At 67.1% G+C, this 21709-nt stretch carries 16 protein-coding genes; 9 read left to right on the top strand and 7 right to left on the bottom strand.

Annotated elements, in window-relative coordinates:
• The first annotated feature begins 105 nt into the window (after positions 1–105).
• On the top strand, positions 106–3651 hold the full coding sequence (locus AC13GA_RS18045; RefSeq protein WP_482998699.1) for a hybrid sensor histidine kinase/response regulator: 3546 nt from the start codon (positions 106–108) through the stop codon (positions 3649–3651).
• Between the two features lie 97 nt (positions 3652–3748).
• The gene (locus AC13GA_RS18040) at positions 3749–7276 is read left to right on the top strand and encodes a hybrid sensor histidine kinase/response regulator (protein WP_482998698.1); all 3528 of its coding nucleotides are present in this window, start codon (positions 3749–3751) and stop codon (positions 7274–7276) included.
• Between the two features lie 409 nt (positions 7277–7685).
• On the opposite strand, the gene mdtD is transcribed toward AC13GA_RS18040, so the two are convergent.
• The 5 genes from mdtD to AC13GA_RS18015 all read right to left on the bottom strand — a co-directional run bounded on the left by mdtD (position 7686) and on the right by AC13GA_RS18015 (position 12309).
• Positions 7686–9095, bottom strand: coding sequence for a multidrug transporter subunit MdtD (mdtD, locus tag AC13GA_RS18035; RefSeq protein ID WP_482998697.1), 1410 nt, complete (start codon positions 9093–9095; stop codon positions 7686–7688).
• Positions 9096–9187: 92 nt separating this feature from the next.
• On the bottom strand, positions 9188–10270 hold the full coding sequence (gene hemE / locus AC13GA_RS18030; protein ID WP_478473869.1) for a uroporphyrinogen decarboxylase: 1083 nt from the start codon (positions 10268–10270) through the stop codon (positions 9188–9190).
• Positions 10271–10296: 26 nt separating this feature from the next.
• Positions 10297–10536 carry a WGR domain-containing protein gene (locus AC13GA_RS18025; RefSeq protein ID WP_046985073.1) on the bottom strand — a complete coding sequence of 80 codons (240 nt, stop codon included), beginning with the start codon at positions 10534–10536 and terminating at the stop codon, positions 10297–10299.
• Between the two features lie 121 nt (positions 10537–10657).
• Positions 10658–11770, bottom strand: a complete 1113-nt coding sequence (gene aroB, locus AC13GA_RS18020) for a 3-dehydroquinate synthase (protein WP_426355426.1) — start codon at positions 11768–11770, stop codon at positions 10658–10660.
• Complete coding sequence (locus AC13GA_RS18015; protein WP_046985075.1) at positions 11767–12309, bottom strand: shikimate kinase; 543 nt, start codon at positions 12307–12309, stop codon at positions 11767–11769. Before AC13GA_RS18015 ends, aroB begins: the two co-directional genes overlap by 4 nt.
• Positions 12310–12408: 99 nt before the next feature.
• Here AC13GA_RS18015 and AC13GA_RS18010 point away from each other — a divergent pair, with 99 nt between their 5' ends.
• Entirely contained in the window at positions 12409–12612 is a 204-nt protein-coding gene (locus AC13GA_RS18010; protein WP_012511846.1) for a dodecin family protein, read from the top strand.
• Positions 12613–12618: 6 nt separating this feature from the next.
• Here the strand turns inward: AC13GA_RS18010 and AC13GA_RS18005 are convergent, their stop codons facing one another.
• Positions 12619–13446 (bottom strand): kinase, encoded by an 828-nt coding sequence (locus tag AC13GA_RS18005; RefSeq protein WP_482998696.1) that lies wholly within the window; start codon positions 13444–13446, stop codon positions 12619–12621.
• A gap of 40 nt (positions 13447–13486) precedes the next feature.
• Between AC13GA_RS18005 and pdxH the strand changes: the two genes are divergently transcribed.
• The 3 genes from pdxH to AC13GA_RS17990 all read left to right on the top strand — a co-directional run bounded on the left by pdxH (position 13487) and on the right by AC13GA_RS17990 (position 15077).
• Positions 13487–14086, top strand: coding sequence for a pyridoxamine 5'-phosphate oxidase (gene pdxH / locus AC13GA_RS18000; RefSeq protein WP_482998695.1), 600 nt, complete (start codon positions 13487–13489; stop codon positions 14084–14086).
• A gap of 44 nt (positions 14087–14130) precedes the next feature.
• A complete protein-coding gene (locus tag AC13GA_RS17995; protein WP_482998694.1) occupies positions 14131–14454 on the top strand; it encodes a YqfO family protein in 324 nt (107 codons plus the stop codon).
• 161 nt (positions 14455–14615) lie between these two features.
• Complete coding sequence (locus tag AC13GA_RS17990; RefSeq protein ID WP_482998693.1) at positions 14616–15077, top strand: DoxX family protein; 462 nt, start codon at positions 14616–14618, stop codon at positions 15075–15077.
• Between the two features lie 74 nt (positions 15078–15151).
• Here AC13GA_RS17990 and prpR read toward each other — a convergent pair whose 3' ends face one another.
• Positions 15152–16735, bottom strand: a complete 1584-nt coding sequence (gene prpR / locus AC13GA_RS17985; protein WP_482998692.1) for a propionate catabolism operon regulatory protein PrpR — start codon at positions 16733–16735, stop codon at positions 15152–15154.
• Between the two features lie 153 nt (positions 16736–16888).
• Between prpR and prpB the strand changes: the two genes are divergently transcribed.
• The 3 genes from prpB (at position 16889) to acnD (ending at position 21692) form a co-directional block, all read left to right on the top strand.
• On the top strand, positions 16889–17782 hold the full coding sequence (gene prpB / locus AC13GA_RS17980) for a methylisocitrate lyase (protein ID WP_012511842.1): 894 nt from the start codon (positions 16889–16891) through the stop codon (positions 17780–17782).
• A gap of 36 nt (positions 17783–17818) precedes the next feature.
• Entirely contained in the window at positions 17819–18976 is a 1158-nt protein-coding gene (gene prpC, locus AC13GA_RS17975) for a bifunctional 2-methylcitrate synthase/citrate synthase (RefSeq protein WP_046985081.1), read from the top strand.
• A 97-nt stretch (positions 18977–19073) separates the two neighbouring features.
• A complete protein-coding gene (gene acnD, locus AC13GA_RS17970) occupies positions 19074–21692 on the top strand; it encodes a Fe/S-dependent 2-methylisocitrate dehydratase AcnD (RefSeq protein ID WP_482998691.1) in 2619 nt (872 codons plus the stop codon).
• The last annotated feature ends 17 nt before the right edge of the window (positions 21693–21709 follow it).

The raw sequence follows: 21709 nt of genomic DNA, 5'->3' as shown, positions 1-21709 counted from the left end.
CGTGCACGGCTGCAACAGTTCGTGGTGGTATTGCCTCTGGAAACAGGCTGTTGCAGCGATGGACCTGCCCCTGTGTGACAATCGGGACAGGACAGGGGGTTCAGGATGACGAGCGGCTGGCGCCTGTGGTGCCAAGGCATCGCGGGTATGGGGCTGCTGCTGATGGCGTTTGCCGTGACAGCAGCCACCTTGGACATGGCGGAAACACCGCGCCTGCGCCGCTTTGGTGCCGCCGAAGGCTTGCCGTCGCGCATGGTGCTGGCCCTGGCCGAGGATCGCCAGGGGCATATCTGGGCGGCTACCGACGGCGGCCTGGTGCGCTACGACGGGGGCGGCCTGAGGGTCTGGGAGCACGATCCGGATCAGCCGGGCTCGCTGCCCGGCAACGAGATCGAGACCCTGCTGGTCGATCCGCTGGATCGCGTATGGGTGGGTATCAACGGCAAGGGTGTAGCACGCCTGGATGCCGATCGCGAGCGCTTCAAGACCTTCGACACGGTCAATGGTCCGTGCATGAGCCAGTTCTGGACCCTGGCCTATGCCGAGGACGCCCTCTGGATCGGCACCAGCGGCCATGGTGTCTGCCGTTTCGGCGAGGACGGCAGCCTGCGCTTCTTCCAGCATGATCCGGCGCATCCCGGTGGACTGCCCAGCAACACCATCTTCAGCAGCCTGGTCGATGCAAAGGGCCGTCTGTGGATCGGCACCGAAGCGGGGCTGGCGCGCTGGAACGGTAGCAGCTTCGAGGCGGTGGCCCCACGCGAGCTGGGTACGCTGAGCGTGCTGCGGCTGAGCCAGGATCCTGACGGCTCGATCTGGGTCGGCAGCCAGAACGAGGGCCTGTACCGCATCGATGCGCAGGACCGGGTCAGTCGTCCGCGCTGGGCCGACAGCGCCAGCCTGCGTTCGGCACTGGTGCTGGCCGATCGCCAGGGCGGTTACTGGGCCGGTACGTCCGATGGCCTGCTGCGTGGCGATGCCAGTACGCTGCGCCGGCTCGAGGGGGACCGTGGCAGCGGCTTCCTGACTGCGCAAAGCGGTGTGCTTGATCTGCTGCAGGACCATGAAGGGGGACTGTGGGTGGCGCTGTTGACCCAGGGCCTGGCCTACCTGCCGCCGGACTGGCGTCGCTTCTCGATCTGGAACCAGCTCGATGGCAAACCGCTGGACAGCCAGTATCTGCTGAGCGCCGCCAGCGACGGCAGGAACTACTACGTCGGCTCGGCGCATGGTGTGTACCAATTGGATGCGCAGGGCACGCTGCGCCTGCTGGCCAGCGATCGCGAGATCGGCAGCGGGGCGGTGTGGTCGGTGCTGCCGCGGCCGGACGGGCGCCTGTGGCTGGGCCGTGCAGGCCGCATCAGCGTGTACGATCCGGCCAGCCGTGCGCTGCACGACTGGCGCATCGACGGCGGCGCCGACCTGCGCCAGCGCATCGATCTGATGCGGCAGGCACCGGATGGCACGGTCTGGCTGTCGGTGATGAACCTGGGCCTGCAGCAGCGCAGCGCCGATGGCCGGCTGCTGCGCAGTTTCCCGCTGGATGACATCCGCGGCACCGCCGATTCACCGATCGAGCAGATCCGTTTCGATGCCCGTGGCCAGGCCTGGGTGATGGGCGACATGGGCATCTGGCGTGAGCACGCGGGACGATTCGAAGCAGTGCCGGGTGTCTCGCGTGGGCTCATCTACGACCTGGTGTGGATTGATCCGCAACAGCTGTGGCTGGCCCGGCAGGGCGCGCTCGAGCGCTACCAGTGGGATGGCATGAGCCTGCGCCTGATCCAGCGCGTTGATGGTGGTGCCGGTGTGCCCGCGGTCAGCATGGGCGGGCTGGCGCTGGCCGATGACGGTCGCCTGTGGGCGACCACGCCGCGTGGGCTGCTGCGCTGGGATCCCAAGGCGCGGCGACTGCAGCAGTTCAACGAACGCGATGGCCTGTCCGATGCCGAGTTCACCAGCCGGCCACCGGCGGTGAATGCCGATGGTCGTGTGCTGGCGGTGAGCCAGACCGGCCTGGTCGCATTCGATGTGAACTCGGTTGACGCGGTTTTGCCGCCTTCGTCGTTGGTGATTGCCGAGGTACGCGTGCGCCGTGATGACGCCCGCGGCTGGCAGCCGCTGCCGAACACCGGCACCCTGCTGCTGGGGCCGGATGACCGTGATCTGCAGATCGACGCGCGGCTGCTGTCCTACGCCAACCCGCAGGGCAATCGCTATCGCTTCCGGGTGCGAGGGTACGACCAGAACTGGGTCGAGCAGGGCGGCGATGGCCAGCGCACGCTCTCGCGGTTGCCCACCGGCAGCTATGTCATCGAAGTGCAGGCGGCGACCGCCAGCGGCGCATGGACACCATCACAGCGACTGCAGGTGAAGGTGCTGCCGCCGTGGTGGCGCAGCGGCATGGCGATCTTCGGCTATATCCTCCTTGGTTCGTTGCTGTTGGTGACCCTGGTGTGGTCGATCCGGGCGCGCCTGCGTCGCCGCCAGCAGTGGCAGCTGACCGTGCACAAGCAGCAGCTGGCCGAGCAGGCGTCGCAGGCCAAGAGCCGTTTCCTGGCCACGCTGGGCCACGAAGTGCGCACGCCGATGACAGGCGTGCTGGGCATGAGCGAGCTGCTGCTGGCCACGCAGCTGGATCCGGTACAGCGCAGTTACGCCGGCTCGATCCAGCAGGCAGGCAGCCACCTGTTGCGGCTGGTCAACGATGCACTGGACCTGGCCCGCATCGAGGCTGGGCGGCTGGAGCTGGACCTGCGTCCGTTCGACCTGGGCGGCCTGCTCGACCAGGTGCAGGCGCTGATGCAGCCGATGGCGCGGCAGCGTCAGCTGGCCTTCCAGCGGGGCGACGATCCGCCCGGGCCGATCAGCGTCAGCGGTGATGAGATGCGCGTGCGCCAGATCCTGCTCAACCTGCTGGGCAATGCGATCAAGTTCACCGAACGTGGCCATGTTGGACTGGCCGTGCGGCTGGATGACAACGGTGCTGGCCTCTGCTTCGAGGTGCACGACAGTGGTCCGGGTATCAATGCCGAGCAGCAGGAGCGCTTGTTCCATCGCTTCGAGCAGGCAGAGGGGCCGCGCACGGCGTCACGCTATGGTGGCAGCGGCCTGGGCCTGGCGATCTGCCAGGAACTGGCGGTGGCGATGGGCGGGCGCATCGAAGTGGACAGCCAGCCAGGCAAGGGCGCGCGCTTCCAGGTGCGCCTGCCGTTGCCGTGGACCCGGCAGGCGGCCAACGCGCAGGGCGACTCCCCGGCGCTGCCGGTACTGCCGCCCTTGCGCATCCTGCTGGTCGAAGACGATGCCACCGTGGCCGAGGTCATCGCTGGCCTGCTGCGTGGCCGTGGCCACGAGGTGGTGCATGTGCTGCACGGGCTGGGAGCCTTGTCCGAGATCGCTACCGATGGCTTCGATGTCGGCCTGCTCGACCTCGACCTGCCTGCCCTGGATGGAACCGCGATCGCCCGCCAGCTGCGCACCATGGGCTATGAACTACCGCTGGTGGCGGTAACCGCACGCTCCGACGCCTACGCCGAAAGCCAGGTGCTGGCGGCCGGTTTCGATGGTTTCCTGCGCAAGCCGGTCACCGGCGACCTGCTGGTGACCGCGATTGCCCAGGCTCGCGCAAAACGACAAGTTGCCCATTGAAAGCGTCGGTGCCAGACGTTAACAACGTGACTTTCGGTTTACCATGCCGACGCCCGCAGCGCGGGAATCCATCAGAAGCAGCGTGAGGAGGCAATCGGTGGTGTATCTGCGGGCGGCGATGCTGCTGCTGGTCCTCCTGTGCTGCCTGTCGCCAGCTGCGGCGCAGCCGGTACCGCCGAGCCCGCGCCAGGTGACGGTGTTCGATGGCCTGCCGTCCAATACGGTCAACCGCATGGCCGAGGACCGCTACGGCTACCTGTGGATCGCCACCAATGACGGCCTGGCCCGCTACGACGGCCGCAACTACCGGATCTGGCGCTCGGAAGACGGGCTGCGCGACAACCGCATCTGGACGGTGCTGGTGGACGCACGCAACCAACTCTGGATCGGTACCGAGAACGCCGGCCTGGTGCGGATGTCGGCCGACCGCCGGCAACTGCATTTCTACGACCGCAGCAGCCAGCCGCTAATGGGCACCAACACCATCTGGAGCCTGGCAACCACGCCGGACGGTTCGATCTGGTTCGGTACCCACGAAGGCGGCCTGTACCGCCTGGACAGCCAGGACCGCCTGCAGCGCTTCCTGCCGGAGGCGAACAATCCGCGCAGCCTGCCTGCTGCGTCGGTGCCGTACCTGGTCACGCTGGCCGATGGCAGCCTGTGGATCGGCACCAAGCATGGCGTGGCGCGCTGGACCGGCACCGATTTCGAGCGCATCGGCGCCGACGTGATTCCCAGCCTGCTGATCAATGGCCTGACCAGCGAACCTGACGGCAGCCTGTGGATCAGCACGATGGCCGGCGCCACCGTGCGTCGTCCCGATGGTCGTTTCGAAACGTTGCCGTGGAAGCTGCCGCAGGGCGAGCAGGTGCTCGGCATGATGTTGCGCGACGAGCAGGGCGGGCATTGGCTGGATACCCGCAGTGGCCTGGGCCGGGCCGTGGATGGCCAGTACCAGACCGTTCCGCTGTACAGCGCGGTTGCGCGCGGCCCGGTACGACCGAACTGGACCGGCGCCTACGAGGACCGCGAAGGCGGCATCTGGCTGGCCAGCACCAATGCAGGCCTGTGGCACCTGCTGCCGCGCTGGTGGCAGTTCTCGGTGCTGTCGCGGCTCGAGGACGATGCCAGTTCGCTGCGCAATGCTTTCGTGCTCGGGACCAGTCCCTCCAGCAATGGCGGTATCTGGACGGTGGGCAGCCACGGCGCGCTGGACCGTTTCGACCCGAAGACCGGCAGGATCGAGCAGCACCGGACCTGGGTCAATGGCATGTACTGGCTGACCTCGGTGCGCGAGGACCGGCGTGGCCAGGTCTGGATCGGCTCGACCGACGCGCTGATGCGCTACGACCCCAAGCGTCGCGACCTGCGCCGGTGGGGGCGTGATGCTGGCGCCGACGCGACCATGGAAGGGGTCATCGAATCGATGATGACCTGCGATGGCGACAGCCTCTGGCTGATGCTTCCGGCCGGCCTGCAGCAGCGTGATCTGGATGGGCGCCTGCGCCGGCAGCTGGACAATGGCCAGCGTGGATTGCAGCAGGGCCAGCTCAACCTTGACGTGGAATGTGGCCCGCAGGACCACATCTGGCTGGCCAGCAGCCGTGGCCTGCTGCAGTGGTTGCCGGAGAGCGAACGATTCCAGCCGGTGCCCGGTGCACCTGCTACGGCGATCCACGCACTGCACGTGGGCCGCGATGGCCAGGTCTGGCTGTCCGAAGACGGGCGCCTGTCGCGTTACCGCTGGAGCCAGGGGCGCCTGGAACGGCAGGCCGTGATCGGTGCCGAGCAGGGCTATCCGGCAATCTCTGCCTCTGGCCTGGTGGTCGACGCGCAGGGCGTGGCCTGGGCGACCAGCGCACGCGGGCTGGTGCGGGTGGGTGCCGACGGCCAGAGCGTGCGTCTGTATGGCGTGCATGACGGCCTGCCCAGCCAGGAGTTCCGCGAGCACACACTGACGACCTCGGGCGACGGGCACCTGGTGGCGGGCACGCCGGCCGGCGTGGTGGTGTTCGACCCGGAACAGGTGCGGCCGTCGGTGCGGCGTGCACCGCTGGTGATCGAGCGTGTCGAGGTGCGCCGCAACGAGCAGGTGCTGGACCTGACCCATGACACGCCGTTGCAGATTGCCGATGGCGACCGTGACCTGCGCATCGTCGCGCGCCTGCTGTCGTTTGCGGATTCGGCCTCCAACACCTATCGCTACCGGCTGGCCGGCTACGACCCGGACTGGGTTGAAGTGGGGCCGGCCGGTGAGCGCCTGTTCTCGCGGCTGCCGCCGGGCAGCTATCGCCTGGAAGTGCAGGCGCGCTCGGCCGACCATGTCTGGTCGCGCGTGCAGAGCCTCGAATTCCGCGTGCAGCCGCCATGGTGGCGCAGCCTGTCCGGGTTGCTGGTGCTGGCGTCGATCGCACTGCTGCTGACCAGCTGGTTCGCCTGGCTGTATCGCCGCCGCCTGCAGCGTCGCCATGCCTACCAGCTGGCGCTGCACAAGCAGGAGCTGGCCGAACAGGCCTCCGCCGCCAAGACCCGTTTCCTGGCCAACCTCGGCCATGAGATCCGCACGCCGATGACCGGTGTGCTGGGCATGAGCGAACTGCTGCTGGCCTCGCCGCTGGATCCGCAGCAGCGCGGCTATACGCAGTCGATCCGCCATGCCGGCGAACACCTGCTGCATCTGGTCAATGACGCCTTGGACCTGGCGCGGATCGAATCGGGCAGGCTGGAACTGCAGTCCAAGCCGTTCGCGTTGAGTCGCCTGCTGCAGGACCTGGCCGCGTTGATGGGACCGCTGGCCGCGCAGAAGGGCCTGCGTTTCACCCTGGACAACCAGTTGCCGCCGGGGCTGCAGGCGACCGGTGATGCGATGCGGGTACGCCAGATCCTGCTCAACCTGCTGTCGAACGCGGTGAAGTTCACCAGCCGCGGGACCATCACCCTGCACGCGCGCAGTGATGGCGAACTGCGCGCGCTGCACTTCGAGGTGCGCGATACCGGTCCGGGCATCAGCCAGGAACAACAGCAACGCCTGTTCCGCCGCTTCGAGCAGGCAGACGGTGCGCGCACCGCCGCGCAGTACGGCGGCAGCGGCCTGGGCCTGGCGATCTGCCGCGAGCTGGCGCAGGCCATGCAGGGCCGGATCCAGGTTGAGAGTCAGCTGGGGCGGGGCACCTGTTTCGGCGTGACCTTGCCGTTGCCGCTGGTGGTCGACGCCGACGCCGAAGCCGCTGGCGAAGCGCACCGTGAGGAGGCGGCGAACATGCCACCGTTGCGGGTGCTGCTGGTGGAGGACGACGCCACCGTGGCTGACGTGGTACGCGGACTGTTGAGCGCGCGTGGGCATGACGTGGTACATGCCGGCCACGCGCTGGCGGCGTTGCGCGAGATCAGCGCCGGTGACTTCGACGTCGGCCTGCTGGACCTTGACCTGCCGGGCCTGAGTGGCTTCGAGCTGGCCCAGCACCTGCGCAACCAGGGCTACATGCTGCCGCTGCTGGCGGTGACCGCGCGTACCGACCCGGATCTGCAGCAGCAGGTGGAAGCGGCCGGCATCGGTGGCTTCCTGCGCAAGCCGGTGACCGGCGAACTGCTGGTGGAAGCGATCGCCCGGGTCATGGGCAGGTAGGGTTTATTGCAGGGCTTGCAGCCCTGCACCTGCAGAATCAACGTCAACGTCAAAAGCCTGCATTCCGTGGGATGGCGGGGTGGATCCGGTTGCTGCGCAACAGGCCCTGACCCCAATCTGGAATTCGATATCTGACAGATGTGTCGACCAAGGTCGACACCTACCAACAACCGCGTGTTCCAACAGTCGCCGTTACCCACAGCCGCGTGAACCTGTCAGAGGTGGGGCGGTGTGGGCTTGCAGGACCGTTGGCGCCATGGATGGCGCCATCGAGCCCCCATGGATGGGTTTACGGCGTGTCCTGCAAGCCCGCATCACCCCGCCAACCCACGGAATGCTCGCTGTTGCTGTTGCTGTTGCTGTTGCTTCGGCCTCTGCGGGTGCAGGGCCGCAGGCCCTGCCGAACCCCTCACTCCGCGACGTGCTCGACCTGCCGCGGTTCGGGCTTGGTGTCGGGCAGCTGCCAGAAGATCATCGTCGAGGTCAGGGTGATCGCACCCACGCACAGGAAGGTGGCGTGCAGCGCCGACGTCGCACTGTCGCTGTCCAGGTGATTGCCGAACGCGGCCAGCAGGCTGCCCGCGGCGGCGGCACCGAAACCGGCTGCGAGCATCATCACCATCGACAGCAGGCTGTTGCCGGAACTGGCGAACTCGCGGTCCAGATCACGCAGGGTCACGGTGTTCATCACGGTGAACTGCAGCGAATTGACCGCACCGAAGAACGCCAGCTGCAGCAGGCGCCAGGCCAGGTGCTGGCCGGGCGTCATCAGGATGAAGCTGGCCATCGCCAGGCCCACCAGCACGGTGTTGACCATCAGCACGCGGCGGTAGCCGTAGCGCTCGACCAGCTTCACCGCCAGCTTCTTCGACACCATGCCGGCGGCCGCCACCGGAACCATCATCAGGCCGGCGTTCATTGGGCCCAAGCCCAGGCCGACCTGCAGCAGCAACGGGATCAGCATCGGCATGGCGCTGCTGCCGATGCGCGAGAACAGGTTGCCAAGGATGCCGATGCGGTAGCTGGGTACGCGGAACAGTGCCAGCGAGAACAACGGTGCGGTGGAGTTGGCGGCGTGCAGCCAGTAACCCACCAGCGCCGCCAGGCCGGCCACGGTCATCAGCATCACCAGCGCGTGTGGCGTACCGAGCCCGGAGATGCCATCCAGCGCCAGCGACAGCACCACCATCGCAAAGGCCAGCATGATGTAGCCGCGCAGGTCGAAACGGGTGCGATGGCTGGCGTAGTGGTCGGGCATGATCTTCATCGCGGCGATGAAACCGATCACGCCAATCGGCAGGTTGATCAGGAACACCCAGTGCCACGATGCGATCTCGACCAGCCAGCCACCCAACGTGGGGCCGATCAACGGGCCGACCAGGGCCGGGATGGCGATGAAGCTCATCGCGCGCAGGAAATCCTCGCGTGGTACCGAACGCATCACTGCCAGGCGGCCGACCGGCAGCAGCATCGCACCGCCGATACCCTGCAGCACGCGCGCACCGACCAGTTGGTGCAGGTGCTGGGCCAGCGCGCAGGCCAGCGAGCCGAGGGTGAACAGGATGATCGCCACCAGGAAGGTGCGTCGGGTGCCGTAGCGGTCGGCGATCCATCCGGAAGCGGGAATGAAGGTGGCTACCGCCAGCGCGTAGCTGAACACCACCGACTGCATCTGCAGCGGGCTTTCGCCCAGGCTGGCCGCCATCGCCGGCAAGGCCGTGTTGACGATGGTCGAGTCCAGCATCTGCATGAAGATCGCCAGCGAAACCAGCCAGAGCAGGGGGCGCTGGCGGTTGTAGGTCGATGGCGATGTGGACATGGGGTGTGGCCGGTGCGACGTGGGGGACGCCATGATCGCGCACTGCGGGTCACGGCGCGATCAAGGTCGCGCCGTGACGGCATGCCGGATGCTCAGCGCTGGCTGTGCGCGTGCACCGCGTCGACCAGCACCTGCACGTGCGCCGGGTCCATGTCCGGCGACATGCCGTGGCCGAGGTTGAATACATGTCCCTCGCGCGAGCCGCCATTGCCGGCGGCATAGGTGTCGAGCACGCGCGCGGCGGCGGCGGCGATTGCATCCGGCGAGGCATACAGCGTGGTCGGGTCGAGGTTGCCCTGCAGGGCAACGCGGCCACCGGTGCGGCGCATCGCCTCGTCCAGGTCCAGCGTCCAGTCCAGGCCCAGCGCATCGGCACCGGTCTGCGACAGCGCCTCCAGGTGCAGGCCGGTGCCCTTGCCGAACAGGATCAGCGGCGTGCGCTCGCTGCCTTCGCCACGCTCCAGGCCCTCGGCGATGCGCTGCAGGTAGCGCAGCGAGAACTCGCGGTACATCGACGGCGACAGCACGCCACCCCAGGTGTCGAACACCTGCAGCGCCTGCGCACCGGCTGCGCGCTGCGCGCCGAGGTAGGCGATGACCGCCTCGGTGGTGACTTCCAGCAGACGGTGCAGCGCCTGCGGATGGTTCAGTGCCATCGCCTTGATGCGCGCGAAGTCCTTGCTGCCGCCGCCTTCCACCATGTAGCAGGCCAGCGTCCAGGGGCTGCCGGAGAAACCGATCAGCGGCACCTGGCCATCCAGCTCGCGGCGGATCAGGCGCACCGCGTCCATCACGTAACCCAGGTCATGTTCCATGTCCGGCACGGCCAGCTTGGCGATGGCCGCTTCATCACGCACCGGGTGGCGGAACTTCGGGCCTTCGCCTTCGACGAAGTACAGCTCCAGCCCCATCGCATCGGGAATGGTGAGGATGTCCGAGAACAGGATCGCAGCGTCCAGCGGGAAGCGGCGCAGCGGCTGCAGGGTCACTTCGCAGGCGATCTCCGGGTTCTTGGCCATGGCCAGGAAGCTGCCGGCCTTGGCCCGGGTCGCGCGGTACTCCGGCAGGTAGCGGCCGGCCTGGCGCATCAGCCAGACGGGGGTGCAGTCCACCGGTTCGCGGCGCAGGGCGCGCAGCAGGCGATCGTTGCGGAGAGGGCTGGTCACGATGAGCATTCCTTGGGCGAAAGTTGGCAGCGGCGTCAGTCGCCGTGCGGAAGAATCTGGAAGCCGCGATGCAGTTCGGCATCGCGGGCCTTCTCGAAGGCATGGCGGGCTTCGTCGGCCTGCAGGAACAGCTCACGCCGCAGCTGCGAGCGACCACCGACGCGACCGCTCTCGCGCAGCAGCTCCCAGCCGCCGAACAGGTCCGTCTGCAGGCTCAGGCGCAGGAAGCGCGGTGCCTGGGCACCGGCGTCGGGATGTTGCAGGTAAACGTGCATGGCACCGATTGTAGCGGGGCCCGGGTGACCCCGGCCGCAACGCGGTAGGGCCGGCCGCTGGCCGGCAACTTCATGAGCGCAGCAGCCGGCCAGCGGCCAGCACTACCGGACCAGGGGATGGTCAGGCCGCGCCCAGCACCTTCAGCACCGCGGCCTCATCCACGTCCGGCACCACTTCGGCACGGCCCATGCCACGCCACAGCACCAGGCGCAGGCGGCCGGCCACGTTCTTCTTGTCCAGCCGCATGCGGCCGAGCAGGGCCTGCGGATCCAGTCCGGCCGGGATCGCCACCGGCAGGCCGAGGCGTTCCAGCAGCGCCTGCAGGCGCGCACGGTCGGCATCGTCGGCCAGACCCAGGTCGGTGGACAGCTTTGCCGCCAGCACCATGCCCACCGCCACCGCTTCGCCGTGGTTCAACGCATCGCGGCCCGGGGCCGAATAGCCCTGTTCGGTCTCGATGGCATGGCCGAAGGTATGGCCCAGGTTGAGCAGGGCACGCTCGCCCTTCTCGAACGGATCGCGTTCGACGATGGCGGCCTTGTGCCGGCAGCTGCGCGCGATGGCTTCGGCCAGCACTGCATCCTCGCCGGCCAGCAGCACATCGGCATGCTGCTGCAGCCATTCGAAGAACACCGCGTCGCCCAGTGCACCGTACTTCACCACTTCGGCCAGGCCAGCGCGCAGTTCGCGCGGCGGCAGGGTGGCCAACACGCGGGTATCGGCGATCACGGCGCGCGGCGGATGGAACGCGCCGACCAGGTTCTTGCCGGCTGGAATGTCGACCGCGGTCTTGCCGCCCACCGACGAATCGACCATCGCCAGCAGGGTGGTCGGCAATTGCACGCAGTCCACGCCGCGCATCCAGCAGGCGGCGGCGAAACCGGCGAGGTCACCGACCACGCCGCCGCCGAGGGCGAACACGCAGGCATCGCGGGTGGCGCCGAGTGCGGCCAGCGCTTCGATCGCGCGGCCGAATTCGGCCAGGGTCTTGGAGGCTTCGCCGGCGGCCAGTACGTGCTCGCCGACGATGAGGTCGGGGCGTGCGGCCAGCAGCGCCTGCTTCACGGCGGCCAGGTAGCGCGGGGCCACTTCGCTGTCGCTGAGCAGCAGCACGTGGCGGCCGCGAACGTGCGAGGCCAGCGCAGCGCCGTCGGCCTGGGCACCGGCGCCGATGGTGATGGAGTAGGGGCGGTCGCCGCCAACGGCGACCTGCAGCAGGGCGGGGGAAGTCATGCGGTCAGGTCCTGGCGCTGCCATTGCGTAGCCAGCTTGACCACCAGGTGGGCGGTCGCGTCGGCAGCGGTATACGGGTCGGTATCGAGGGTGAGGTCGGCCAGCTCACGGTACAGCGGGTCGCGGTGTGCGGCCAGATCGTGCAGCACCTGCTCGCGGTCAGGGCGCTGCAGCAGCGGCCGGCCCTTGTCGCGGGCCAGGCGCTCCAGCTGTTCGGCCACGCTGACCCGCAGATAGACCACGAATCCGCGCTGGGCGATCAGCGCACGGTTGCCCGGATCCAGTACGGCGCCGCCACCGGTGGAGACCAGCTGGCCACGGCCTTCCAGTACGCGCGCAAGCGCCTCGCGCTCATGGCTGCGGAAGCCGGTTTCGCCCGAGTGCTCGAAAATGGTCGGGATGCTGGCGCCGGCGGCATCGACGATGGCCTGGTCGACATCGACGAAGTCCAGCGTGAAGCGCTCGGCCAGACGGCGGCCGATGCAGGTTTTACCGGCGCCCATCGGGCCGATCAGGATCAGGTTCGGAGCAGGGTTCATGCCCCTCTGATCCTAACACCTCCGTGCCTTGGCCTTTACGTTCTTCACGTCACGGTGGGGGTCCCTGCGGGGTTTCCCGCGCCTGACGGAGTAGCAGCCATGACGGTCGCCAAGGTCATCGAAATCAATGCGTCCTCGCCCAAGAGCGTGGAGGATGCCGTGCGCAGTGGCTTGAAGAAGGTGTCCGGGACGGTCAAGGGCATCCAGGGCGCCTGGATCAACGAAACCAAGGTGGTGACCGATGGCAACGGCGAAATCACCGAATGGCGGGTCAATCTGCGGGTGACGTTCCTGGTGGAATAGGCGCCCTCAGCGCACCGCCTGCACCTGGCGCTGGCCGTCCAGCACCACCACGTGGTCGGCGAGGGCGGGCAGGGCGCGCAGTGCCTGCCGGCTGACCCGCTCGTAGTACTGCACGAATCGTTCCAGCTGCGGCCGGCTCATGCCGTGCCGGCCCGGCTGCGCCGCCTGCAGGTTCTGCTCCTGCTGCCAGCGCCAGCGCGGCACCACCGAAAAATCCGGCGGCTGCAGGAACCACAGGCGGTTGCAGCGCTGCCACAACGCCGGGTAGTCGCGGGCCAGTGCCTGATTGCACCAGCGGCGCCAACGGCCATCGGCGTCGGCCTCGCGTTCCAGCGCGTTCAACGGGCTGTCCAGTGCGTCGTCATCCTGCGCCGGTGTGCCGAGGAACCAGCCTTCGAACACCAGCAGGTCCAATGGCTGCTGCAACTGCGGCCACTGAGCCTCAGGCAGGCGCTCGTCGGCCAGCTTGTCGAATCGTGGCATCGCAAAGGGCTGGCGTGCGGCCACCGCGTCCAGCACGGCGTGGGCCAGCGGCAGGTCGTGGGTGCCGGGCGGCCCGCGGGTGATCAGCAGCGGATGCACCTGGCGGGCCAGCCGCTGGCGCTGCGCGCGGGTCAGGTAGACATCATCGATCGACAGCGTGGCCGCGTTCAGGCCACGTGCTTGCGCGCGCGCCACCACCTGCGCCGCCAGCGTCGATTTGCCGCTCCCCTGCAGGCCGCTGATCGCCAATACTGGAACTGCTGCACCGCTGGCCAGCGCATCGTCCAGCGCCTGTTCGGCCAATGTTTCGGGGAATCCTTTCACCTGGGGCATATACGCAGCAGCGACCATGCAGCCACAATAGCCCAATCCGTGTGAGAAGAACGCAATCATGAGCGACCTGTACGCCGAAGCCCTGTCCACGTTTGCCGGCCTGTTCGAAGAGGCCAAACAGAGTCGCGAGGTCGAGCCGAATGCGATGACCGTGGCCACTGCTGATACGCAGGGCCGTCCCTCGGCGCGCACCGTGCTGCTGAAGGCCTTCGACGAGCGTGGCTTTGTCTTCTACACCCATCTGGACAGCCACAAGGGCCAGGAACTTCAGGCCAATCCGCAGGCCGCACTGCTGTTCCTGTGGCGCAGCCTGCGCGAGGCTGGCATCCAGGTGCGCATCGAAGGTCGTGTCGAACAGGTGGCAGACGCCGAGGCCGATGCCTATTTCGCCAGCCGTCCGCGCATGAGCCAGATCGGCGCGTGGGCCTCGCAGCAGTCGAAGACGCTGGCAACGCGCGAAGACTTCGACGCGCGCGTGTCCGAGATCGAAGCCCGCTTCGAAGGCAAGGACGTGCCGCGCCCGGAGGGTTGGAGCGGCCTGCGTGTGGTCCCCGACCGCATGGAGTTCTGGTACGGCGCGCAGTTCCGCCTGCATGAACGCTGGTGCTATGAAGCCGGTGCCGAAGGGCGCTGGAGCAAGCGCCTGCTGTACCCGTAAGGCAACCTGATGCAACGCCTGCCGCTGTACGTGTGGTGGTGTTCGTGCCGTCGGCAGCACTGGACGCGGTGAAGCAGGGCATCCTGGCGGTGGACGCGCTGGCTGCCGGCGACTACGAACACGGTATGTGGTGGTCGGCGCCGGGGTTTGAACAGTTCCGTCCACTCGTGGGTGCGACGCCCGTACGGGGTGAGGCGGGTCGCACCGAAGTGGTCGACAGCGTGCGTCTGGAATTCTGCCTGCCGCGTGATCCGCAGCGGCTTCAGCGCATCTTCGAACATGGCATTGCGCCGCATCACCCGTGGCAGGTGCCGGTGGCGCAGGTGGAGGAAATCGAGCTGCTGCTTGCTGATGCAAGCTCCTTGTAGAGCCCAGCCATGCTCGGCTGCTGTTGCTCTGGCGCGTAAGGCAGTCGAGCATGGCTCGACTCCACAAGAGCTCGTTGTCGCGAACGGACTGGTCAGCTTCATCTTCGAGCAGGTCAGCAACCGGCACACTCCGAAGAATTCCCTCGATTTCCGGAGTCGCCATGCCTTCCTGGCGCTGCCTGTTCGCCGTACCTCCCACCCGCCGCGGCGTGGAAGCGTACCTGCTGCTGCTCGCCCGTATCGTCGCCGGTGTGATGTTCTGCGTGTCCGGCTGGAACAAGGTGTTCACCGACGCGGGGCGCGAGCGCATGGTGCATACGTTGGTTGATGCGGGCATTCCGTTCCCGGTGTTCAGTGCGCCGGTGCTCGGGGCTATCGAATGGATCGCCGGCGGCCTGCTGGTGCTGGGTCTGCTGAGTCGCCCCTCGGCCCTGCTGCTGGCGGCGATCTGCGCGGTTGCTGCGCTGACCGATGGCATCGCGCGCATTCCTGCCGGGCTTAGTGTGCCGGATTGGCTGAGCTGGTTCTTCTATCTGAGCGAGGTGCCGCTTGGGGTGCTGCTGTTATGGGTTGCGGCAGTGGGCAGCGGCCGGTTTGCGATAGAGGCGCGCTGGGCACGCTGACGGCACGCACCCTGTAGAGCCGCGCCCATGCTCGGCTGTTTCTGCGGGAAGATCAGCCGAGCATGGGCTTGGCTCTACAGGCCTTCAGCGCGCAGCCAGCGCCACAGCGTGGTGCGCGATACACCCAGCGCCTGCGCCATGCCCTCGCGATCATTGCGATGTTCCTGCAGCAGCGCTTCCAGCTGCGCACGCGGTGGGCGCTTGCCGTTGCTTTCCACCGGCAATGCTGCAACGCCCTCATTCACAAGTTCGGGCGCCAGCTGCAGCAGTCGCGCGGCATCAATCAGCCCTTCACCGGGCTGCCAGTGGATGCGCAGGCGATCCACCAGATTGCGAAGTTCACGCACGTTGCCGGGCCATTCGGCAGCGGTCAACACCGCCAGTGCATCCTCATCCAGCGGCGCGTCGATGCCGCGCAGCTGGCGGAAGAAGTGCTGCGCCAACAGCAGGATGTCACCGCGCCGCGCACGCAGCGAGGGCAGGGCAATGCGCAGCGCTGCCAAGCGGTAATACAGGTCGCGGCGGAAGCCTCCGGTGGCCGCGCGCTGCTCCAGCGACTGCAGGGTGGCGGCCACCACGCGCAGGTCCACCGGGGTCGGTTCGGTGGCGCCGACACGCAGCACTTCACGTTCTTCCAGCACCCGCAGCAGACGGGTCTGCAGTGGCAGCGGCAGTTCGCCGATCTCATCCAGGAACAGCGTCCCGCCGTCTGCGGCTTCAACCAGGCCGACGCGGCCGCCACGACGTGCGCCGGTGAAGGCGCCATCGCTGTAGCCGAACAGTTCCGCCTCCAGCAGCGATTCACTGATCGCCCCGCAGTTCAGTGCCACGAAGCGTCCACGACGACCGCTGGCAGCGTGCAGCTGGCGCGCGACCAGTTCCTTGCCGGTGCCAGTCTCGCCGCTGACCAGCACGGTGCTGTCATGTGGGGCGTAGAGCGCGATCTGCGCGCGCACCTGCGCCATCGCGTCGCTGTCGCCGAGCAGTTCATGCGCATCGGCACGCGCTGCCGGGCGCCGGCGCGGGGCAGGGCGGTTGCTGCCGGAACGTGCCAGGGTCTGGGTCAGTTCCAGTGCATGTTCGAACGCCTGCCGCACCGAGTCGGCCGAATACAGCAGCACCCCGGGCAGGCCGGCCTGCTCGGCATGGTCGATGGCCATGCCGGTGCCGACGATCACCTCGATGCCGTTGGCGCGCAGGTCGGCGATGCAGTCGCGCGCGTCCTCGCGGGTGACGAAGCGGCGATGCTCGATATCCAGGCCGAAACTCTGCTGGAAGTTGCTGAACACCGGTACATCGCTGGCGTGGGTGACCAGGCCGATGCGCGGAGCGATGCGTCGCGCGCGCGCCAGTGCTTCCATCAGGTCGAAGCCGTTGGCCTGGATCGGCACCAGTGGCAGCTCCAGCCGACCACGCAGCCACGCCGCATTGGAGCCGCCGGCGATCACTACGTCACAGTGCTCGCGGCGCAGGCGCTGGCCGATCACCTCTACCGCCTCCTCGAAGCCGAGGTTGATCTGCTCGATGCGTGCGCGGCGGTCGAATTCGGGAATGACGTCGCCGAGCAGGCCGGTCAGCCGCGAGACGCTGACGGTCCAGATCACCGGGCGGCCGGGGTCGATATCGGCGTGGCGCAGGGGTGATCGGGGCAGATACATGGCGGCGGATTCGGGCGGGGTGTTTCATGATACATCTGTTTCAATGTTTCATTTGTTTCGCCGTTGCGTGCCGGTCATCCCCGTGAAATCAACCGCTTGCAGCTTGGCATGGTGCTTGCGCCTACTTTTCCGTTCTTCAACCTGGATTGCCGCATGACCGCTTCCGCCCCATTCTCCGCCGGTGCCCGCTTCCGTGAGGCGCTGGCTGCCGAATCGCCGCTGCAGGTGATCGGCGCGATCAACGCCAACCACGCCCTGCTGGCCAAGCGCGCCGGCTTCCGCGCCATCTATCTGTCCGGTGGTGGCGTCGCCGCTGGTTCGCTGGGTCTGCCGGACCTGGGTATCAACACCCTGGAAGACGTGCTGATCGACGTGCGTCGTATCACCGATGTCTGCGACCTGCCGCTGATGGTCGACATCGACACAGGCTTCGGCCCGAGTGCGTTCAACATCGCGCGCACCGTGAAGTCGCTGATCAAGGCCGGCGCGGCCGCCTGCCACATCGAAGATCAGGTTGGCGCCAAGCGCTGCGGTCACCGTCCGGGCAAGGAGATCGTCTCGCAGGGTGAAATGGTCGACCGTGTGAAGGCCGCCGCTGATGCCAAGACCGATCCGGACTTCTTCCTGATTGCACGCACCGATGCCATCCAGGTGGACGGCGTGGACAAGGCCATCGAGCGCGCCATCGCCTGTGTCGAAGCCGGTGCCGATGGCATCTTCGCCGAGGCCGCCTATGACCTGGATACCTACCGCCGCTTCGTCGATGCGGTGAAGGTGCCGGTGCTGGCCAACATCACCGAATTCGGTGCCACGCCGCTGTTCAGCCGCGATGAACTGGCCTCGGCCGGCGTTGCCATCCAGCTGTTCCCGCTGTCGGCGTTCCGTGCGGCCAACAAGGCCGCCGAAAATGTCTACCAGGCGGTGCGCCGCGATGGCCATCAGCGCAATGTGGTGGAGAGCATGCAGACGCGCGAAGAGCTGTATGACCGCATCGGCTACCACGCCTTCGAGCAGCAGCTCGATGCACTGTTCGCCGCCAAGAAATAAGCAGTACCCTGCACCATCAGTTTTCGGAGGGAAAACATGAACGATACGACCGCAACCCCGACCTTCAAGCCGAAGAAGTCCGTCGCCCTGTCCGGCACTGCTGCCGGCAACACCGCGCTGTGCAGCGTGGGCCGCAGCGGCAACGATCTGCACTACCGTGGCTACGACATCCTGGACCTGGCCAACACCAGCGAGTTCGAGGAAATCGCCTACCTGCTGGTGCACGGCAAGCTGCCGACCCGCGCGGAGCTGGTTTCGTACAAGGCCAAGCTGAAGTCGCTGCGTGGCATTCCGGCGGCGGTGAAGGCCGCTCTGGAAGAACTGCCGCCGTCCGCACACCCGATGGACGTGATGCGCACTGGCGTGTCCGTGCTCGGCTGCGTGTCGCCGGAAAAGGACGACCACAACCATCCGGGCGCGCGCGACATCGCCGACAAGCTGATGGCCTGCCTCGGTTCGATGCTGCTGTACTGGTACCACTGGAGCCACAACGGCCGCGCCATCGACGTGGAGACCGACGACGACTCCATCGGTGGTCACTTCCTGCATCTGCTGCATGGCGAGAAGCCGCAGGATTCGTGGGTGAAGGCGATGCACACTTCGCTGATCCTGTACGCCGAGCATGAATTCAATGCCTCCACCTTCGCCTGCCGTGTCATCGCCGGCACCGGCAGCGACATGTACAGCGCGATCTGCGGTGGCATCGGTGCGCTGCGCGGTCCCAAGCATGGCGGTGCCAATGAAGTGGCGTTCGAAGTGCAGAAGCGCTATGACAATCCGGACGAAGCCGAGGAAGACATCAAGGCCCGCGTGGAGCGCAAGGAAGTGGTGATCGGTTTCGGCCACCCGGTCTACACCGTGTCCGATCCGCGCAACAAGGTGATCAAGGACGTCGCCCGCGAACTGTCCGAAGAGCAGTCGAGCATGAAGATGTACGACATCGCTGAGCGCCTGGAAACGGTGATGTGGGACATCAAGAAGATGTTCCCGAACCTGGACTGGTTCAGCGCCGTCAGCTACCACATGATGGGCGTGCCGACCGCGATGTTCACCCCCCTGTTCGTGATCGCCCGCACCGCCGGCTGGAGCGCGCACATCGTCGAGCAGCGTATCGACGGCAAGATCATCCGCCCGAGCGCCAATTACATCGGCCCGGAAGACCGCGACTTCGTCGCCATCGACAAGCGCGTCTGATCCACCTGCTGTATCCATCCGGCCGGCCCTGTGCCGGCCGGATGCTTTCGCCGCCGCACTGCCGGCACCCGGCCCGCCCAAAGCATCCCGCCAGCCCATGAATACCGATTACCGCAAGAACCTCCCCGGCAGCTCGCTGGACTATTTCGACGCGCGCGCCGCTGTCGATGCGATCCAGCCCGGCGCCTACGCCACGCTGCCGTACGTATCGCGCGTGCTGGCCGAGAACCTGGTGCGCCGCTGCGATCCGGCGACGCTGACCGATTCGCTGAAGCAGCTGATCGAGCGCCGTCGCGACCTGGATTTCCCGTGGTTCCCTGCGCGCGTGGTGTGCCATGACATCCTCGGGCAGACCGCACTGGTCGATCTGGCCGGCCTGCGTGATGCGATTGCCGACAAGGGCGGCGACCCGGCCAAGGTCAACCCGGTGGTGCCGGTGCAGCTGATCGTCGATCACTCGCTGGCGGTGGAATGCGGTGGTTACGATCCGCAGGCGTTCGAGAAGAACCGCGCCATCGAGGATCGCCGCAACGAAGACCGTTTCCACTTCATCGACTGGACCAAGCTGGCCTTCGAGAACGTGGACGTGATTCCGCCAGGCAATGGCATCATGCACCAGATCAACCTGGAGAAGATGTCGCCGGTAGTCTACGTGCAGGACGGCGTGGCCTTCCCGGATACCTGCGTGGGCACCGACAGCCACACCCCGCATGTGGATGCACTGGGCGTGATCGCCATCGGTGTTGGCGGCCTGGAAGCAGAAAACGTGATGCTGGGCCGCGCCTCGTGGATGCGCCTGCCGGACATCATCGGTGTCGAGCTGACCGGCAAGCCGCAGCCCGGCATCACCGCCACCGACGTGGTGCTGGCATTGACCGAGTTCCTGCGCAAGGAACGCGTGGTGGGCGCCTGGCTTGAATTCTTCGGCGAGGGTGCCGCGGCACTGACCATCGGTGACCGCGCCACCATCTCCAATATGTGCCCGGAGTACGGCGCCACTGCGGCGATGTTCTACATCGATGCGCAGACCACCGAGTACCTGCGCCTGACCGGCCGCGAGGAATCGCAGGTGGCGCTGGTGGAAAACTATGCACGCACCACCGGCCTGTGGGCCGATGACCTGGCCACCGCACAGTACGAGCGCGTGCTGCGCTTCGATCTGTCGACCGTGGTGCGCAACATGGCCGGCCCGTCCAACCCGCACAAGCGCGTGGCCACCGCCGAGCTGGCCGAGCGCGGCATCGCCGACGAAGCCAAGCTGGAAGCAGGCAAGGCCGAGCAGGCGCAGGGGCTGATGCCCGATGGCGCGGTGATCATCGCTGCCATCACCAGCTGCACCAATACCTCCAACCCGCGCAACGTGATCGCCGCCGGCCTGCTGGCACGCAAGGCCAACGAGCGTGGCCTGCTGCGCAAGCCTTGGGTGAAGTCGTCGCTGGCACCCGGTTCCAAGGCAGTGCAGCTGTACCTGGAAGAAGCGGGCCTGCTGCCCGACCTGGAGAAGCTGGGCTTCGGCATCGTTGCCTTCGCCTGCACCACCTGCAATGGCATGAGCGGCGCGCTGGATCCGAAGATCCAGCAGGAAATCATCGACCGTGACCTGTACGCCACGGCGGTACTGTCGGGTAACCGCAACTTCGACGGCCGCATCCATCCGTATGCGAAGCAGGCGTTCCTGGCCTCGCCGCCGCTGGTGATCGCCTATGCCATCGCCGGCACCGTCCGCTTCGATATCGAGAAGGACGTGCTGGGCGTGGACGCTGACGGCAACGACGTGCGCCTGAAGGACATCTGGCCGAGCGATGCCGAGATCGACGCGGTGGTGAAGGCCTCGGTGAAGCCCGAGCAGTTCCGCAAGGTCTACAACCCGATGTTCAACGTGCGCGTGGAGCAAGGCGCCGCGGTCAGCCCGTTGTATGACTGGCGCCCGCAGAGCACCTACATCCGTCGTCCGCCGTACTGGGAGGGCGCATTGGCCGGTGAGCGCGCGCTGTCAGGCATGCGTGCGCTGGCGGTGCTGCCGGACAACATCACTACCGACCACCTCTCGCCGTCCAACGCGATCCTGGCGTCGAGTGCCGCCGGTGAGTACCTGGCGAAGATGGGCCTACCGGAAGAGGACTTCAATTCCTACGCCACCCATCGCGGCGACCACCTGACCGCGCAGCGTGCCACCTTCGCCAATCCGAAGCTGTTCAACGAGATGGTGCGCAACGACGATGGCAGCGTGAAGCAGGGCTCTCTGGCGCGCGTGGAGCCGGAAGGCAAGGTCATGCGCATGTGGGAAGCGATCGAGACCTACATGGACCGCAAGCAGCCGCTGATCATCATCGCCGGTGCCGACTACGGCCAGGGCAGCTCGCGTGACTGGGCCGCCAAGGGCGTGCGCCTGGCCGGCGTGGAAGCGATCGTGGCCGAGGGCTTTGAACGCATCCACCGCACCAACCTGATCGGCATGGGCGTGCTGCCGCTGGAGTTCAAGCCGGGCACCACCCGGCTGACCCTGGGCATTGACGGCACTGAGACCTTTGATGTGATCGGCGAGCGCACCCCGCGTGCCGAGCTGACCCTGGTCATCCACCGTCGCGACGGCCAGGACGTGATCGTGCCGGTCACCTGCCGCCTGGACAGCGACGAGGAAGTGGCGATCTACGAAGCCGGTGGCGTGCTGCAGCGTTTCGCCCAGGACTTCCTGGAAGGCGCCAAGGTGGCGTAAGGCATCCGACGGCCCGG

This window comes from Stenotrophomonas sp. 22DLJC03 (assembly GCF_056861405.1).
The sequence above is the reverse complement of the archived record's forward strand: the minus strand, read 5'-3'. Positions and strand labels throughout refer to the sequence as shown.

Excerpts from the sequence above, each read along its gene's own strand:
- AC13GA_RS18025 (WP_046985073.1), bottom strand. The coding sequence starts at position 10,536 with ATGCACGTTTACCTGCAACATCCCGACGCCGGTGCCCAGGCACCGCGC.
- mdtD (WP_482998697.1), bottom strand. The coding sequence starts at position 9,095 with ATGTCCACATCGCCATCGACCTACAACCGCCAGCGCCCCCTGCTCTGG.
- acnD (WP_482998691.1), top strand. The coding sequence starts at position 19,074 with ATGAATACCGATTACCGCAAGAACCTCCCCGGCAGCTCGCTGGACTAT.
- AC13GA_RS18005 (WP_482998696.1), bottom strand. The coding sequence starts at position 13,446 with ATGGTCGCTGCTGCGTATATGCCCCAGGTGAAAGGATTCCCCGAAACA.
- AC13GA_RS18045 (WP_482998699.1), top strand. The coding sequence starts at position 106 with ATGACGAGCGGCTGGCGCCTGTGGTGCCAAGGCATCGCGGGTATGGGG.
- AC13GA_RS18010 (WP_012511846.1), top strand. The coding sequence starts at position 12,409 with ATGACGGTCGCCAAGGTCATCGAAATCAATGCGTCCTCGCCCAAGAGC.
- aroB (WP_426355426.1), bottom strand. The coding sequence starts at position 11,770 with ATGACTTCCCCCGCCCTGCTGCAGGTCGCCGTTGGCGGCGACCGCCCC.
- AC13GA_RS18015 (WP_046985075.1), bottom strand. The coding sequence starts at position 12,309 with ATGAACCCTGCTCCGAACCTGATCCTGATCGGCCCGATGGGCGCCGGT.
- hemE (WP_478473869.1), bottom strand. The coding sequence starts at position 10,270 with ATGCTCATCGTGACCAGCCCTCTCCGCAACGATCGCCTGCTGCGCGCC.
- prpB (WP_012511842.1), top strand. The coding sequence starts at position 16,889 with ATGACCGCTTCCGCCCCATTCTCCGCCGGTGCCCGCTTCCGTGAGGCG.
- pdxH (WP_482998695.1), top strand. The coding sequence starts at position 13,487 with ATGAGCGACCTGTACGCCGAAGCCCTGTCCACGTTTGCCGGCCTGTTC.
- prpC (WP_046985081.1), top strand. The coding sequence starts at position 17,819 with ATGAACGATACGACCGCAACCCCGACCTTCAAGCCGAAGAAGTCCGTC.
- AC13GA_RS17990 (WP_482998693.1), top strand. The coding sequence starts at position 14,616 with ATGCCTTCCTGGCGCTGCCTGTTCGCCGTACCTCCCACCCGCCGCGGC.
- prpR (WP_482998692.1), bottom strand. The coding sequence starts at position 16,735 with ATGTATCTGCCCCGATCACCCCTGCGCCACGCCGATATCGACCCCGGC.